The 15,334-nt window shown below is 39.1% G+C and carries 22 protein-coding genes; all 22 read right to left on the reverse strand.

Annotated features, from left to right (window positions below; all coding sequences use genetic code 11):
* Window positions 1-14 precede the first annotated feature (14 nt).
* The 22 genes from nth to ADH49_RS08950 all read right to left on the reverse strand — a co-directional run bounded on the left by nth (window position 15) and on the right by ADH49_RS08950 (window position 15,171).
* The gene (nth, locus tag ADH49_RS08845; protein ID WP_048691770.1) at window positions 15-644 is read right to left on the reverse strand and encodes an endonuclease III; all 630 of its coding nucleotides are present in this window, start codon (window positions 642-644) and stop codon (window positions 15-17) included.
* Between the two features lie 162 nt (window positions 645-806).
* Window positions 807-1,499 carry a 5'-methylthioadenosine/adenosylhomocysteine nucleosidase gene (locus ADH49_RS08850; protein WP_048691773.1) on the reverse strand — a complete coding sequence of 231 codons (693 nt, stop codon included), beginning with the start codon at window positions 1,497-1,499 and terminating at the stop codon, window positions 807-809.
* Window positions 1,500-1,526: 27 nt separating this feature from the next.
* The gene (gene macP / locus ADH49_RS08855; protein ID WP_048691775.1) at window positions 1,527-1,865 is read right to left on the reverse strand and encodes a cell wall synthase accessory phosphoprotein MacP; all 339 of its coding nucleotides are present in this window, start codon (window positions 1,863-1,865) and stop codon (window positions 1,527-1,529) included.
* Between the two features lie 18 nt (window positions 1,866-1,883).
* On the reverse strand, window positions 1,884-2,432 hold the full coding sequence (locus ADH49_RS08860; RefSeq protein ID WP_048691777.1) for an NUDIX hydrolase: 549 nt from the start codon (window positions 2,430-2,432) through the stop codon (window positions 1,884-1,886).
* 9 nt (window positions 2,433-2,441) lie between these two features.
* Entirely contained in the window at window positions 2,442-3,821 is a 1,380-nt protein-coding gene (glmU, locus tag ADH49_RS08865; RefSeq protein WP_048691779.1) for a bifunctional UDP-N-acetylglucosamine diphosphorylase/glucosamine-1-phosphate N-acetyltransferase GlmU, read from the reverse strand.
* A 377-nt stretch (window positions 3,822-4,198) separates the two neighbouring features.
* Complete coding sequence (locus ADH49_RS08870) at window positions 4,199-4,639, reverse strand: ASCH domain-containing protein (protein WP_048691781.1); 441 nt, start codon at window positions 4,637-4,639, stop codon at window positions 4,199-4,201.
* On the reverse strand, window positions 4,584-5,483 hold the full coding sequence (locus tag ADH49_RS08875) for a putative PEP-binding protein (RefSeq protein ID WP_048691782.1): 900 nt from the start codon (window positions 5,481-5,483) through the stop codon (window positions 4,584-4,586). Before ADH49_RS08875 ends, ADH49_RS08870 begins: the two co-directional genes overlap by 56 nt.
* Before the next feature lie 41 nt (window positions 5,484-5,524).
* Window positions 5,525-6,253 (reverse strand): GNAT family N-acetyltransferase, encoded by a 729-nt coding sequence (locus tag ADH49_RS08880; protein WP_048691784.1) that lies wholly within the window; start codon window positions 6,251-6,253, stop codon window positions 5,525-5,527.
* A 7-nt stretch (window positions 6,254-6,260) separates the two neighbouring features.
* The gene (locus ADH49_RS08885; RefSeq protein ID WP_048691786.1) at window positions 6,261-6,740 is read right to left on the reverse strand and encodes an NUDIX hydrolase; all 480 of its coding nucleotides are present in this window, start codon (window positions 6,738-6,740) and stop codon (window positions 6,261-6,263) included.
* A 39-nt stretch (window positions 6,741-6,779) separates the two neighbouring features.
* Window positions 6,780-7,385 (reverse strand): DUF6707 family protein, encoded by a 606-nt coding sequence (locus tag ADH49_RS08890; protein WP_048691789.1) that lies wholly within the window; start codon window positions 7,383-7,385, stop codon window positions 6,780-6,782.
* Between the two features lie 59 nt (window positions 7,386-7,444).
* Window positions 7,445-8,047: a hypothetical protein gene (locus ADH49_RS08895; protein WP_239681828.1), complete on the reverse strand. Its 603-nt coding sequence runs from the start codon at window positions 8,045-8,047 to the stop codon at window positions 7,445-7,447.
* Window positions 8,020-8,607 carry an SMI1/KNR4 family protein gene (locus tag ADH49_RS08900; protein ID WP_048691794.1) on the reverse strand — a complete coding sequence of 196 codons (588 nt, stop codon included), beginning with the start codon at window positions 8,605-8,607 and terminating at the stop codon, window positions 8,020-8,022. Before ADH49_RS08900 ends, ADH49_RS08895 begins: the two co-directional genes overlap by 28 nt.
* A gap of 64 nt (window positions 8,608-8,671) precedes the next feature.
* Window positions 8,672-9,031, reverse strand: coding sequence for a hypothetical protein (locus ADH49_RS08905; protein WP_045615162.1), 360 nt, complete (start codon window positions 9,029-9,031; stop codon window positions 8,672-8,674).
* Between the two features lie 152 nt (window positions 9,032-9,183).
* A complete protein-coding gene (locus ADH49_RS08910; RefSeq protein WP_048691856.1) occupies window positions 9,184-9,738 on the reverse strand; it encodes a DUF4304 domain-containing protein in 555 nt (184 codons plus the stop codon).
* A 135-nt stretch (window positions 9,739-9,873) separates the two neighbouring features.
* Entirely contained in the window at window positions 9,874-10,803 is a 930-nt protein-coding gene (locus tag ADH49_RS08915; RefSeq protein ID WP_048691796.1) for a hypothetical protein, read from the reverse strand.
* An 89-nt stretch (window positions 10,804-10,892) separates the two neighbouring features.
* Window positions 10,893-11,291: an NTF2 fold immunity protein gene (locus tag ADH49_RS08920; protein ID WP_048691799.1), complete on the reverse strand. Its 399-nt coding sequence runs from the start codon at window positions 11,289-11,291 to the stop codon at window positions 10,893-10,895.
* 83 nt (window positions 11,292-11,374) lie between these two features.
* On the reverse strand, window positions 11,375-12,115 hold the full coding sequence (locus ADH49_RS08925) for a hypothetical protein (RefSeq protein ID WP_048691802.1): 741 nt from the start codon (window positions 12,113-12,115) through the stop codon (window positions 11,375-11,377).
* A gap of 164 nt (window positions 12,116-12,279) precedes the next feature.
* Window positions 12,280-12,975, reverse strand: a complete 696-nt coding sequence (locus ADH49_RS08930; RefSeq protein ID WP_048691804.1) for an SMI1/KNR4 family protein — start codon at window positions 12,973-12,975, stop codon at window positions 12,280-12,282.
* Window positions 12,976-13,002: 27 nt separating this feature from the next.
* Complete coding sequence (locus ADH49_RS08935) at window positions 13,003-13,566, reverse strand: hypothetical protein (RefSeq protein ID WP_048691806.1); 564 nt, start codon at window positions 13,564-13,566, stop codon at window positions 13,003-13,005.
* A 54-nt stretch (window positions 13,567-13,620) separates the two neighbouring features.
* A complete protein-coding gene (locus ADH49_RS08940; protein WP_023917559.1) occupies window positions 13,621-13,905 on the reverse strand; it encodes a hypothetical protein in 285 nt (94 codons plus the stop codon).
* A gap of 98 nt (window positions 13,906-14,003) precedes the next feature.
* Complete coding sequence (locus ADH49_RS08945) at window positions 14,004-14,444, reverse strand: hypothetical protein (protein WP_048691810.1); 441 nt, start codon at window positions 14,442-14,444, stop codon at window positions 14,004-14,006.
* A complete protein-coding gene (locus ADH49_RS08950; protein WP_048691812.1) occupies window positions 14,437-15,171 on the reverse strand; it encodes a hypothetical protein in 735 nt (244 codons plus the stop codon). The genes ADH49_RS08945 and ADH49_RS08950 overlap by 8 nt, the downstream gene beginning before the upstream one ends.
* Between the last annotated feature and the right edge of the window lie 163 nt (window positions 15,172-15,334).

The raw sequence follows: 15,334 nt of genomic DNA on the forward strand, positions 1-15,334 counted from the left end.
TTAGACCTCGCTTTTTAACTGTCTTTAAAGTTATACAATTGCGGATAGTGATCACATTCAGGATTTTTCGGATGGCAAATGGCCCGTCCAAAATAGATCATGGCCTGATGAGCTGGGAGCCAGCGTTCAGGAGGAAGAACGTCCATGACTCGTTTTTCCACTTCTAATGGTGTTGCTGATTTCTTGACGATGTCATGGTGCTTGCAAATCCGCTCTACATGAGTATCAACAGCAAAGGCAGGTATCCCAAATCCCACACTCATGACCACATTGGCTGTCTTGCGTCCCACTCCGGCTAAACTCTCCAGTTCCTCCCGTGTCTGAGGGACTTGGCCATCAAAGTTGTCCAACAATTGTTGGGCACATTTTTTGAGAAACTTAGCCTTATTGCGATAGAGACCTAATTTGGAAATATGCTTGGCAATGTCGGCTTCACTAGCGACCGCCATGGCTTGAGGAGTTGGGAAAGCCTCAAACAAGGCAGGAGTTGCCTTATTAACCGCGGCATCCGTTGTTTGAGCAGAGAGCATCACCGCTACTAATAATTCAAAATGATTGCGAAAATCCAAACTTGGCTTGGCATCTGGAAAGAGGGCGATAATTTCTTCAATCACATGTCGTGCCCGTTTTTTTGATAAAACCATAACGTCTCCTTTGTATTACTAGACTTTATTATAGCATGAAGTCCGTCTATTTCTGAAGGAATCGGCTTCAGAAAAGGAAGTAGGACAGAATGAATTTTAAATGATATTCATTCTGTCCCACTTCCTACTTATAGTAGAGGCGCCTAGCCTCTATTGTTTATTCTACACCAATCTCTTCAAGAAAGAAATCAAGGTTTGAGCTGAACGCTCGCCAGCCTCTACGATAAATTCATCAAAAGAGATATTGGCCGCGTGATCTGCCGTGTCACTCATAGCCCGAATCACCATGAAAGGACGCCCAGCTGCATGAGCCGCTTGGGCAATGGCTGCTCCTTCCATTTCAACTGCCAAGACTTCTGGGAAATGCTCCCGAATCGCAGCAACTTTTTCTTCGCTCGCAATAAAGCTATCCCCAGTCGCAATCAAGCCAACATGAGTTGGTGTTTGTTCCTCAGCTAGCACTTTTTTCATTTCTGATACAAAATAGCGACTGGATTCAAAGTAAAGTGGTTGCCCTGCCATTTGACCATACTTATAGCCAAATGCTGTCACATCCACATCATGATAAGCCAATTTGTCTGCTAGGACGATATCTCCAACAGCCATCCCTGGTGCTACGGCACCTGCAGAGCCCGTGTTGATAATGGCTTCCACCTTAAAATCGTTGGCCAATACAGCGACACTCATAGCAGACATGACTTTTCCGATACCACTTTCAACCAAGACCACTTCATGGCGACCAATCGATCCTGTATAGTAGACTTTTCCTAAGCGAAGGTGTTTCTCTCCGTTCTGCAAAGCTTCCACTAAGATTTTTAACTCTTGTGGCATGGCCGCAATGATTCCAATTTTCATAATCGTTACTCCTTTGGTAGGCACTCCCTATAGGCGCCAGATTGCAAGAATTAACAAGATGAGGAGCAAGATGACCCAAAATAAAATCTTATTTAATTTTGATTGAAAAACCTCATCCTTTTGGTTTTCAATCCGACGGCTCTTGGTCACTGTAGGTTGGACTCTGATCGGAATAGTCTCCTGAGGATAGGAGGCTCCTCGTCCACCATCTACTTCTCTTGAGGTCACCGGCCGTTCATAACCAAAGCCTCTGTTTCCTGTCGGGAGAATTTTTGTCTCTTCCTCATCAAAGAGCGGGGGACCAGAGATCGCTTCTCCCCGGTTTGCCCGCTCAATCATTTCATCTGTTAATAAAGGTTTGCCCATCGGTTTCTCCTCTATTCTTTAATTGTTTTGTAGGTGTTTCCAGTATTGAATTGCCATAATGGTTTTTGCATCGCAGATATCACCCGTTTGTATCAGCTCCTCAGCTTCTGCTAAAGTCACCTCAAAGAGTTCCAGGGTCTCATCTGCATCTTGAGGGCGAGGATTTTCCACTTTTTTCAAGTTGGTCGCAAGATAGAGTTTGATCCGCTCGTTGCAAAAACCAATGGCAGAATAAAAATCATACAACAACTCTAAATCCGCTGTGTAACCAATTTCTTCTTCCAATTCACGCAGAGCAGCTGCTTGAGGATCCGCATTTTCACCCTTTTCCAACTTGCCTGCTGGGATCTCTACAGAAGTTCTCTCGATCGCCTTGCGGTACTGCTTGACCAAAATGGTTTTGCCCTCATCTGTGATCGGTAAAACCGCTACTGCTCCATTATGAAAAATCAAATCACGCTGTGCTTGACCTTTTCCATCGGGCAGTTCCACTTGATCTGTAACTACTTGGAAAATCGGTCCTTGGTAAATCTCCTTGCGATCAATGGTTTTTTCTTCAAATTGCATGAAAATCTCCTATTTATTTTTAGGATGGTGAGGAAGGCGAGTAGCGTACTCATCCTTATTGACTTGACGGCCACGACCAATCGCAATCGCGTCAGCTGGTACATCCTTGGTAATGGTGGATCCAGCACCGACTAGGGAATTGTCGCCTAACTCAACTGGTGCAATGATGGTCGAATTTGAGCCAATAAAGACATTATTTCCAATAAGGGTCTTGTATTTATTCTTCCCATCATAGTTGACGGTGATAGTCCCCGCACCAAAGTTAACGTTGTTGCCGACTTGGCAGTTACCAATATAGGTCAAATGACCGGCTTTGGTATTTTCGCCAATAGACGAACCTTTGACTTCGACAAAGTTTCCAATATGGACATCTTTTGACAAGCTAGAACCAGGACGAATATGTGCGTATGGCCCTACTGTCACACCATCGGCTACGGTGCTTTCTTCAATCATAGAGTTGGTAATAACCACACCTGCACCAATCTCACTGTCCACGACATAAGTTCCATTGGTTAAGACGGTTTCAGCCCCAATTTTTGTTTGTCCTTTTAGGGTGACATTGGCTTCAATTTGTACCTCTGGGGCGATTTCGACATCGATATCGATATAGGCCGCATCTGGATTAACAAAGCTCACTCCATTAACCATGTGGACTTTGTTAATGCGACGACGCATGATGCCTTCTGCTGTCGCAAGGGCTACGCGGTCGTTAACCCCAAGGCTTTCATCAAAGTCTTTGAGCGTATAAGCCCCAACTTTTTCACCTGCTTCTCGGAAAATTCCGATGACATCCGTGATATAGTATTCTCCTTGGGCATTGTTGGTATTGATATTCTTCAAGGCTTCAAAGAGGCGCTCATTGTCAAAGACATAAGTCCCTGTATTGATTTCCTTGATTTGTTGTTCATATTCTGTCGCATCTTTTTGCTCGACGATTCGAAGCACTTCCGCATTGTCATTACGGACAATCCGACCATAGCCAAATGGATTAGCCGCTTCGGCTGTCAAAATCGTTGCCACATTCTTGTGGTTGATATGAAAATCGATCAAGTGTTTGAGGCTTTCACCCGTAATCAAAGGAGTATCTCCTGCAATGACAAGAGTATGGCCTTCAAGACCTTCCAAAACTGGCTCCGCCATCATAACCGCATGACCAGTTCCCAATTGTTCGGTTTGTTTAACAAAGTCTGTTTGTCCCGCTAAGACTTGCTCTACCAATTCCGCCTTGTGGCCCACAACCGTTACAGTCTTTTCAGGTGAGATGGCTCCAACACTACGGAAAACATGTTCCAACATCGAGATCCCAGCAACCTTGTGAAGAACCTTAGGCAAATCTGATTTCATACGGGTACCTTTTCCCGCTGCTAAAATAATGGCATAATTTGGCATATACATTCTCTTTTCTGTACAATATCGCTTACATTATACCATTTTTTGGCCGATTTGAAAAATTGACGTAGATCAAAAAACTCTCCTAAAAGGAGAGTCAGATTATGATCATATCTTCGTTGAGACTTTCCTTAGGTGAGTACGGACATCAGCGAACTTCTACGAAATTCCATGATTTAGTTTTGAACCTAAAGTTTCAAAACTCCCGAGCGCTTGAAACTTTAGGTTTCAAGCGCCTTTCTCACAGCGGAAAGTCTCAAAAAATATTTTAATAGTTCTAAGAACTGGGCAGTATTTTTAGCTTGTCACAATCACTAGGCCTATTTTGTATAAAAACAGTTATTCTTTTTTCTGATTTTCTAAATGGAGAGCATGTTCTATAATGGATAAACCTTGCGAAATTCTTCTAAAACCACCTTGCTATCAGGTGTAAAATCCAGACCTGCTTCTCCTAACAAGTCTTTGAAAAAGTCTTCATGAACCTGACGCCAATAAGCCAGAGATTTGTTGCCTTCACCTTCCTTGTATGCATGGTCGGCTGACACTTGATGGAAGGGCTGAACGGAAACCTTTGTAATTTCGACAATGCAGACAGCCTGATCTTGACTGTCTAAAATGACATCAAAGGTACCTTCTTGGGGAAGGGGTTCGTCCTCTACTGCGTAAAGATCGTAAGCTGAGGCAGTTGCTGTTTTTTCGCCTCTTAGAACCAAGTCAGCCAAGAGATCTGCCTCTACTCCAAAAGCCCAGGCATCTATCTCATCACCGATAGAGGGATTGATTTTCTTGTATGCATTCCACATTTCTTGCGGTGTCATGGGTTCTCCTTTGTAATTTTTTACTTTCTTCTTTTATATGTTTAAGATGGTCTGGATGGTCAATTTCTAAATCAAAAATCTCTGGAATAGAGCTGTAATGGAGAATACATTCGATACCCATCTGATTCATTTTTTGTATGAAAGAAGTATTCAGATAGCCTGCTACAGCAAAATCAATCTTGTTCTTCCTTGCTTTATCCTGCATCTGTCTCAACATATCTAACATAATTGGACTTTCCATATCATGCCATTGACTGTTTCTCACAGTCGCAAAAATAAAAGAAGTTAAATCATTCATTCCAACTACAATCTTTGAAATACCAGTTTCCAGTATCCTGTCCAAGTCGAAATAAGCTGATGGTAATTCAATCATCGTGCCGACTTTCCCGGTAAAACCATACTGACGCAATACTGTAATAGCTTGTTTTAATTGTTCGGCATCATTGACAAAAGGAAAAATAATAGACAGATTGGGATTGGTTTGAAAAACTTCTGTAACAACATTTGTCTCAGCCTGAAATTCATCTGGACACGCCAACAAACGCCTGATACCTCTGTATCCAAATAAGGGGTGACGTTCGTCAAAATACTCTTTAGTCCCGTCTAGAATATTTGCTTCTGCATTTGTTAACTCTGAAAAGCGATACCAGACTTCTTCATCTGAGTACAAATGACAAATAGTGTCTAGATAATCTTTCACAAATTGCTGACAATTTGGTAATAGTATGTTTTGGTTTAGTTCTCTCAACAAGTATTCCCCACGAATCAAGCCGACGTGGTGCAATAAATGGGGATAAACTTTTTCAACAATTTTTTCGCCACTAAGAGCTAGTTGATTTTGCATGTTCATTCACCTCGTCTTAAAAGATACAATATCAGATATCATTATACGACACTTTCCTCTAGTTCAAAAGCTTCATAAGGTTCAACTAACTCATATCCTAAAAATTCTGCTACTTTTTTGGAAGCCTCGTTATGAGCATCCCAAAGTGGAAACATATCTCTATTTAAACTCTCTAGAATCATTGCAGCACCAAGCTTTTTAGCAAATCCATTCCCTTGTTCGTTTGGTCTAGTTGCAACTTCCACTTCAACTGCTTCACGGTAAACTAACCCTGAGGAAATCCCAGCAATCACTTCATTATTTTTAAGAATCACAAAGCCAAATCCACCTTTTAAAGCAAAATCCTGGTAGGACTCAAAATCCCCCTGTAAATCTTGTGACCATTCTTCCTCAGAAAGGCAGTTATAAATACGATTATCAATAGGTACAATATTGTAACCTTCCTCTATATGAGTAACTAGGTCATTTAGAAATTCAACTTGAAAATTTGCCTTATCCTTAAGAGAATAGCGAGTAAAAGAAATTAACCCACCTTGCCGATGCAGAAAATCTTGCCACTTAGTGTCTTCTGAAATAATAATCTTATAATCTAAACCATATTGCCTAACAAAATCTTCCCAAAATCTGGAATCCAACTCCCCTGCTAGGTATAGAAAATTCCCAATATCATAAAAGCTTGTTGTCCTATCACTGTTTCGATAAACAGTCCCGATTTGAGATTTAAGACCATAGAGAACCATATATTTCTTCCATGTTTTAAATAGTTCCATTATCCCTCTATTTTACCTTCCAATTCTTATAACTTGTCAGTTCCAATTCTGGAAATCCTCCTAACTCTGCCTTCACCTTCAATACTAAGGGTGAGGCATTTTCTTGGGTCATCTGCTCAATAGGGACCCAAACTGCATTGGCTGAATCATTAGTCCCATCAAGAACTTCATGAGGAAGGGATTTTTGAGAGTTTTCGAAATCGAGTACGATATCATAAAAGGCCATGATATGATGTACAGCGAAATCTTTCCCCTCTTCTTGAACCAGCACATCATACATCCTAGGATTTGAATAACGGATAAGCGTATAGCCTGTCTCCTCCAGAACTTCTCTCTTGAGAGTTTCTGTCAACCCCTCACCTAGTTCTTGACTACCACCCGGTAGATCAAAACGATGCTGATAGGGGCCTCTCGTTTTTTCAATGCAAAGCAATTTCCCGTCTTGAAGACAGATTCCATATACACCAAAGTGATTTTTGATTTCCATATTCCACCCTTTCTAAAAGTCCAAGATTGCTAGCTCACCTTATCCCTTAAAAGGAAAGAGGCTATATATTTCATGCTCTTTGATATACTTCTTCAGTATCTCCATATTCTCTTCAATTTTTGCCTGAATATCTGTCTCTTCACAAGTTGACTCAGTAATAAAGAGGTAAATTTTCAGTAGATCTGTTAAGTATAGCAGACGGCGTTCCATTTCCGATTCAGGACTTGAAGCTTGCTCGATTTTTGCAAGCTTTTGCTCCAAGCTATCACCATTCAAAAATCTCTGATGAACTCTCCTTCTTATGTTTTGAGTGGATTCCTCCCCTTGTTCTAACGGAAACAAAAGGAGTTTTTTATAGACGAATACCTGATTTTCTGCCTCTCTTTCCAGATAGGCCAATAAAACCAGAGAGCTATCAACAAAGGTCCACGTGTTATAATTCCCTTCAAATGGAACTTGTATGATCCTATCTAATAATTTCTTAGCCATTTCCTCTTGATCATCCAGATAAAGTAAATAGGCCAGATGATTCAACGATTCGAGATAGCTAGCTTGGGTCTTCTTATTCTTTTTTGGGGCCCGGTTTAAATACGATACTAACTCAAGATCATTTTCAACCTCTTCGATGAGTTCTTTCACATTCATTTCTTTTCTTCTATCCAATTCACTTTTTGTTACTGAGAAAGGCTTTTCTCAGGTCAATTTCACCGAAATAGATATTCTTTCGCTATCGCTTGGACATCCGGGGAAAGGTAGCGCTCTATCAAGTCACCTGTCCCTGCAATATAATCCTCCAGAGGGACATCTTCTCTTTGGCCCCAGAAATTTGAAAAAGCAAAATAGAACTCAAAAAACTCCGTCAAACTTGAGCTGAGTTTGTAGAAATTAGGATCTCCAGGACTGCCCGCGTAAACAGGGGATTTTTCATCTATCATATCGCAGAAAAGAATATCGTCTGTATCTGTAGTAGCGAATATCTGGTATTGCCCTTCACTAAATTGAAGAACATCTTGTAAGGCCCAAGATTCGACTGTCCTTGCAGGAGAGTCTAATGGCAACAAAACAATATTAAAATTTTGATTGGCAAAAAACAAATCCTTATCGAACTCTATATGTTGATAGTAAGCAAGCAATTCTCCTGTCAAATTGGAAGACTGGATCCTTAATTTTTCGTTTGAAAAACTCACCAATTGGGGGATAAACGTTGTTTCCTCATAGAGTTTAATGATCTTTTTTAATACAGTAACTACTGCCATATTTCTTTCCGTGGTCATTCTTCTTACATCTCCTTTAAGAATTCCAGCCACATCTTCACATCTGGATTTATCTCATGCGCTACCTCAGCATGCTTTCTATAATCCATATCCAAGTAGCCTTGTTCATTCCGGAAAATAATACCTTGTTCATAACATACTTTAAAGGTTGTGAGCATGGATTTCAATGACCGGTATTCGACCTGAGGTTCTTCTTCATACACGTAAACACCATGTATTTGACCCTGAGATTCTGGAGCCAAGTTCATGGCATAAAAATCTCCCCCTCCACTGGCAAAAATTGGGAACCAAAATTTGTTCCAAACATCCCTTGCTCTTAGTTCCATGTAGGTCTGGATACTTTCTTCCAGAGACATCAAATAGAAGCCAGGAAAAAATGCCAGCTCACCAAGTGTGATTCCCTCACTATCTTTTGATCCGTTTCTCCAAGTATAAAGGGCACACAAGTCCTGGGTTGGCTGCAACGGGATTTCCTCAAATAACTCTTGAGTTTTTTGAGAGGATAGTCCCGAATTTAGATGGTCTACACAAGGATAATCTAGCTGTTGGAGACTTTTTTCAATCTCATTTAATAATTGGGTGATCATTTCCATTTGTTCTCCTTACCTTGTAGATCATTAGGGACGAGTTCCTTCGTCCCTAGAAAAGAGCTTGTGATTATTCAATCCCATCCTCTTTGTTGTACTCTATCATGCATTTTACCGCGTATTCTACCCATTCCCAAAAATCGTTAAACTCTTTCCGTTGCTCCCATCCTTCGGCAGCAAAATCATGAATGAGTTGGACCTTATTGCCCTTTCCTATTTCAAAACAAGCTGTATCATCACAATCTCCTCTTTTAGCAAATGGAATCAACTTTCTGCTTGGGTATCTTTCCTGCAATCCCTTGTACAGAGATAGGGCCCATTCTGAATCCAACAGATACCAACAATCAAAATCAACTAAATTGAGTTCAATCAATTTTTTAAACGATTCAGGATACTGAAATATCCTTTCGTCCAGTAAATAGTTCTTCATCTCTTATTTCCTTTTTGCTACAAGACTGACATAGAATGCCAGCTCAAGATTATTATCAAGGTCTTAGATTAGTTCATTAAGATACATCTATTTTTTCCTACCGGTTTCTTTCGTCAGGATATTGATCAGTAAATCTTCACTTTCACTCCGCCCTAATAAGTAGTTTTAATTATTTCTCCCGAACGAATATAGGTTTTAAAGAAGTTTTTAGGAACAGAGGCAATCTTAGGCGTAATGGATAAGCCATAGTTTGCAAAATCTAAAGCCAACTTCTTAGAATCGATTGAATCATAATACTCAACATACAATCTGCATAAGTTCACTTTGGTGATAGAGAATTGTTTTAACAACCAATCCTTCTCAAGATCCTTCTCGGGATCTATGCTCGAAAATACGGTAGGATACGACGCATACTGAGCAGTAAAATCAATGGCCTCTTGGACAGCCTTTTCCAATTCAGCTTGATCCATGCCATTTCTATAATCGATAGAACCTAATCGCGTCCGTAAAGCACAATCCACTTCTTCTAACAGTCCCGCGTCCAGAAAGAGGGGGTGAAGGCCAACATTCACAAAATAGGCACTACCATCTGATTTTCGTTGAAAATAGATGACCGTATAAAAATCATGATCAATTTTATAATAGTTATGGGTTCGCTTTAGTCGCGAAAAGCCATTTTTTAGGAAGAGTTCTTTGGCCTCTTTCATTTCTTTACCTCTATTTCTAAAAGAATGTGGAGAGTTCCTCATTGCATTTTCCTAGAAATCTATATGGATATAGGTGATTCCTATAATTCCTTGCGATTGCATGGGTTATTGACGTTCTCCATCTATTCTACACAACTAGTCTAAGATCGTTCCTAGAATCATCTTGTTTTGCTCGGTTAACTGAAAGTCATCCATGAAATAGGGCAAAAAGTCATCAAACAAGGGATGCCTAATTCCATCTATTGAGAGACCTTTTTTCTGACGTTCTTTTAATAAAACTAAGATTTCGATTGGGAAATATTGCCATAGTAAGGTATTGAAGTCTACTAAATGACTATCTCTGGTGTTCGCTAAATGATAATCATACATGGATAAAATTGTTTCTCTAAAAACATCATCGTCCTCTGAAAAAATAGTTTCCATAACCTGTTTATAGGCATCATTCACATTCTGATAAGGATTCGTGTCCAAGGGGTGATATTTGGCATCACAAGCATTCTCCAGTAGGTTAGCAAGTCGATCATCCTTACCATTTCCATAAAGAAAAACGACTAAAGGCAATAAACTCTTAGCTGAAAAGAAAATAATTTTTTTCCCTTTCTCAACTTGGGCTTCTTTAAAATAGGCTAATTTATCAATTAAAAACTCTACATAAGTATTATCTAAATAGGCAAGGGCAAATAAGATATTCAAACAAATATCTGTATCAAAGTTTGAGCCCCCTTTAGCCAAATATTTAGCAGAAGCCATATCTGCCATTACAGAACAAAAACAGCCATTCAATAATAACTGGTAGTTTTCAGATGTTTTACTTTCTATAAAATTAGAGACTAGAGGATACGGACTTATAGAATCAATCATATCTATATGATCATACAGATATGATTGATTCTCACCTTTTTCTTCATAGTTAACTTTAACGCTTTTCTTATCAGATTTTAGAGCTGTTAAAATGGCTTCAGTATTAGATAGGTTTTCTGCCTCTAAGTGAAAATCTCTTGCCTTCAGTATTTTATTTTTTATAGCAGTTAATTTTCTTTTTTGATTTGAAAGTGTTTTATTCATATTGACCTCTAACATTTCATTACTTACACTTAGACTACCACTGTCTTTTGAAACACATTTCTTCCTGTCTTCCTACATTCTTCAGTATATCACAAGGAAGAATTGATCCACTTCCCGTCACCAAGCCATTCTTTCTTATCAATCCACCATCGTCCTTCTTGAAACACCATTCGAAAACGATAGAGAGTTTCTAAACCAGAACGATTCTCCTTGATATAGAAGTAAGTTTGATTCCCGTCATGCTCTTCATCAATGATGGGATGCGTTTCTAATTTATAGTCAAATGGAAATCGAACAGATAAAGATACTTCCCTTTCTCTGAGTGTTTTTTTAGATGTACAAAACTGATTAAAAATAGTAGATAATTCATCCTTCAACATCTCTTTATCAGCTTTATTTCTTATGCTCCTAGTGGCTTTTCTTTCCCAAGAATACATAGCCTGCATAAACTGGAGTATGGTTTCTTTTGCTAGATTCGTATGGCTCATAATTCCTCCTACTTAAACAACGGGACTAAAGTTTCGTTTATTATGAAAACATCGGTCATAAAAAGCTGTATTAAAGGCATTTTTTACTCCTCACGCATGCAAACATGTGGTAACTCTCTTCTAAGAAGTTCCCTTTGCTTTTGATTTGTTCTTCCCGTTGTTAAAAATCGGAGATGTTTCAGACTCTTCAGGTAGCTAACTGTTGATGCGTAGTTAAAAATAGACGTGTCAACAAAATCTAAAAAACGAAGCTCACTAGAGGGCTGGATAAAATCCAATTCTGGTAAATTTTTATTTGCTGTAAATGAAAGATAGAGCAACTGATTTAAATCCCTTATAAAATCAAAGTCCGGCAACTTTACACCATAATCAACGTGCAGATAACTCATACCTGTATGAAAAGAAATGTTCTCTATCGTCTCCAAATTTGTCATAGAAGATATCCCTAGAGCTTTCACACAATCTTTCTGGGGTAAGATGATCTTTCTTACTCTTCTAGCCCCAACTAATAAAATCTTTTCTACTTGTTCATATTTTGAAAAGTCTAGCACATCAGATTTACTTCCCATCAAGTAAATCACTCTCGTATTGCTAGGTAACGAAAGCTGATTAAAATCCACATCCTTCATCATATCCTCTGGGTTTTCAACAATGTACTTTTGTCTTAATAAGCGATTGATATCGATGAATTCTTTATAAGTCAATGTTTCGTCCAATAATGGTGCAATCTCTTCAATAGAATGCAGAGGCTCCATTGCCATTAGATTCTCTCTTTCGGAAAATCCTTTTTTAATGATCTCTAAATATTTATCTAAACTGGTCATCATTCACCTCTTTGCATGAATATCATGCTTCGTTTTCTTTGTTCAACCTAAATCATTTTACAATGACACCCTGACTAGAAGACTAAATCATCGCTTGTCGCCAAAAGGTTAAAATCACGAATCTTCAGAGTATTTTTTCTAAATAAACTATATATCCTGCTTGCTCAATCTCGATCAAAAATGACCTTGACTCTGGCTCTACCCGAAGCGTCTAGATATTGCTCTAGTTTCGTAATAGACTCCTCTGAATCAGACAATTGAACAAACAAATCCCCATTGATGGTCATGACATCCTTTGTCGGTAAAAGCATGAGATTTTCAACACTTGAATCATTCACTATCATTAAGGAAGGGGAATAAATACAGCTTGTGGAGGGGTCTAGATTTCCAAATCGTTCCCTAGCAGAAACAAAAATAGATTCCATCCCACCTTGGGCTTTCAGAACAAATTCCCTCTCAAAAAACGCTTCAAAACTGTCGTAGATCTCGATAACATCCATCGTAATCCCATCTAAATAATAAACTTGATTACTTTGAATGTTCCCATCCTTCAATCTATAAGCGAATTGATCTCCAATAGCAGACATACCAAAAAAATAGTAGTCTGATGCATAATCTCTCCAGACATCTTTCCAGAGCTCATCCGAATTCCAGGAATCTAGCGTAATAGCTTGAGTAGAATCCGTCCCAAACAAGCGATAATAGCCACCATAAAACTCCAAGCCATTGGTCATGGAGAGCAAATTCAGGTGAGCTTGAGGAAACTGTCTGGCTTTGAGTTTTTCTAGTTCAAAAGCTGAGGCCCCACTTTCTTGTATGACCAGATCCTCACAACATTTTAAAAAATTCTTCATTTTCATTTGCTTCTCATCTCTTCATCTTTGGCTTTAGCCAAGCATAAATTCAATAAAGTCTTTTCGATAGGCTTCAGGAAGTTGCTCCTCGATAATAGCCATGATTCCTGTTAAAAAACCTTCTTTATAGTCCGACAAGTCCTCATCAATGTAGATGTCATTATCAAACTTGGTGATTTCTAGCTTTTTCATCTGACTATAAGTAGACAAGAAAGTAGATAAAGAGGGGCTTAAGCAATAGAGCTTGGAATTCCCAGGAATCTTGCCAAATACAGGACTAAGCTCGCTAGTTAGATCACACAAAATTGGCTCATCCCCCATCATGTGAGCAAAAACCACATAACTCTCTTTCCAGCTAGTATCCTGCCATCCTTCTGATGCAGCTTCACATAGAGGGAGAGGAATTAGAGCAAGATCATAGGGAGCTCCTCTAAAATAAGCTTCTTCCTCAAAGCTCAAATGTTGGTAGAACTCTTTCAATTGACCAGACAAATCTCGCTTTTCGACATGAAGACAGTCACTAGTAAATACAAGCTCTCCTAAGCCCTTGTTTCTATGATAGACTTCTACAAATTCCTTCAACAAATTGAACATCATTATTAGACTCCTCTCACATTTTTGGGATTATATTTGGCTATTTTCAACTGACGATTACGTATCATTCTGACCGCTAGCGACAGCCTGAGCCCAAATTCGTTCAAATTCCTCTTGACTAATCTTGATGGAGTCTGATAGATCCAACTCATCTTTTCGACCATCATAGAGTAGAAACCCTACTTCTGGAACATAATCCTGTAGGCAAGAGGAAGCATAAGAGTGCCCATTCAAAACGTTAATTTGTCGACTTGCACGCTGACCAGTAAACTCTGTATAAATAACTCCTAGGCCTGTCATAAACTCACTATTGCCATAATAATAATATTCTTTTTCACACATTAGAATCTTCCTTTACCATTTGTCTCTCCAAGAATGGCATTCTTTCCTCTCTGTCTCTTTCATCGACTAATTCTATGTTCATTTTCAATTTATAGAATTTACCGGTTCTTAGCCTTATTCTCCAAGACTCTCACTTCTACTTTATCCTCCGCTAAATGGAGATCCAATACTTTTTCCTGGTCTTGAAAGAATAGCGTCAAGTCTCTGGTAGAAAATTCACTAAAATAAGAGGGCAAAAATTCATCCAAAGACTCCATTTGAAACAAGACATAAATCGGTGAAAATTCCCAAAAAACTAGGATAAACTGACTACTATTGCCAACTAGACTTTGAATTAACCTACTTAAATCTTGAGTAGTGTGGGCAACAGGAAACTCATAAAGGCAAGGAAGCGGAGAGTCTATAGGATTCAACTCCCCAGCATACCAAGCAATTTCTTTAGGTTTATCGGTCAGAAAATGGACATCCTTTATCCCCTTCAACTGATTGATTCGTTTTTCTACTTTTAATAAAGATAATCTCTTTTTTAAGTCACTCATTGTTTGTGCTCCACCATTCTGAAACAGAAATTTTGCTCACAATCTCATTCTCTTTATCCAGCAGATACAGGAAGTTACCTTTTGCTTCCAGTTTACCAAGCTTAGCCCCATAATCCATCTCATGAGCAGGGTAGGATTGAATCAACTGACGGATGCTCTTATCCTTTTGCTCTATCTTCCAAAACAAATCCACCTTATCCAGCTGATGCTCCACTTGAATGGAAAAGATCGTGGATTGGATCTTCTTCCTTTTCCACTCCCAGCTATTTTCATAATCGTTTTTCTCTATTTCATTGACTACATCCTCTATCAAGGAGTATGGAATAGAGAGCTCCTGAAACACGCGCTTTACCCCTTTTAACAAGGCCCCTAAGAGCATCTTTTTCTGATCCAATGGACTCGAGCTTTCATAGCTAGAAAAATCAAATAAGACCTGAACAGTATAGACGCCAAGGAGGTTCATGATAGCTGGATTGCTAATCGTATCTACACATTCTACGATGATTTTCCAACAATGCTTGCTCACAACTGGTTTAAAAAGGCGCTCTACCATAGAGGTCATACATTTGGATTCATATACGAACGCTCTTCGAAGGTCTTTCCAATTCTGTCGATAGTCCTTAATTCTAGCTTCCTCGTAAGTTAGCGTAGCTGAGTCCATCAGCTCCTCAATCCTCTGTTGATTTTCCACATAGGGCTTATCTAATTCAAAATACTGTAACTTCATATTCGTGGTCTCGTAGTTTTTTTCTTGTAGAAAGGTCTAGCCTTAGGTCAAGGTCTAATATTTGTGCTCTTTCTTCACTTTTTCCCATAGTCGTGGTGTCCCTCCTAGCAATGGAGGATTGTTTGATCATCCAGAATCTCCGCAAATAAGCTAAGAATACATC

This window comes from Streptococcus sp. 400_SSPC (genome assembly GCF_001072745.1).
GTDB classification, from domain to species: domain Bacteria; phylum Bacillota; class Bacilli; order Lactobacillales; family Streptococcaceae; genus Streptococcus; species Streptococcus xiaochunlingii.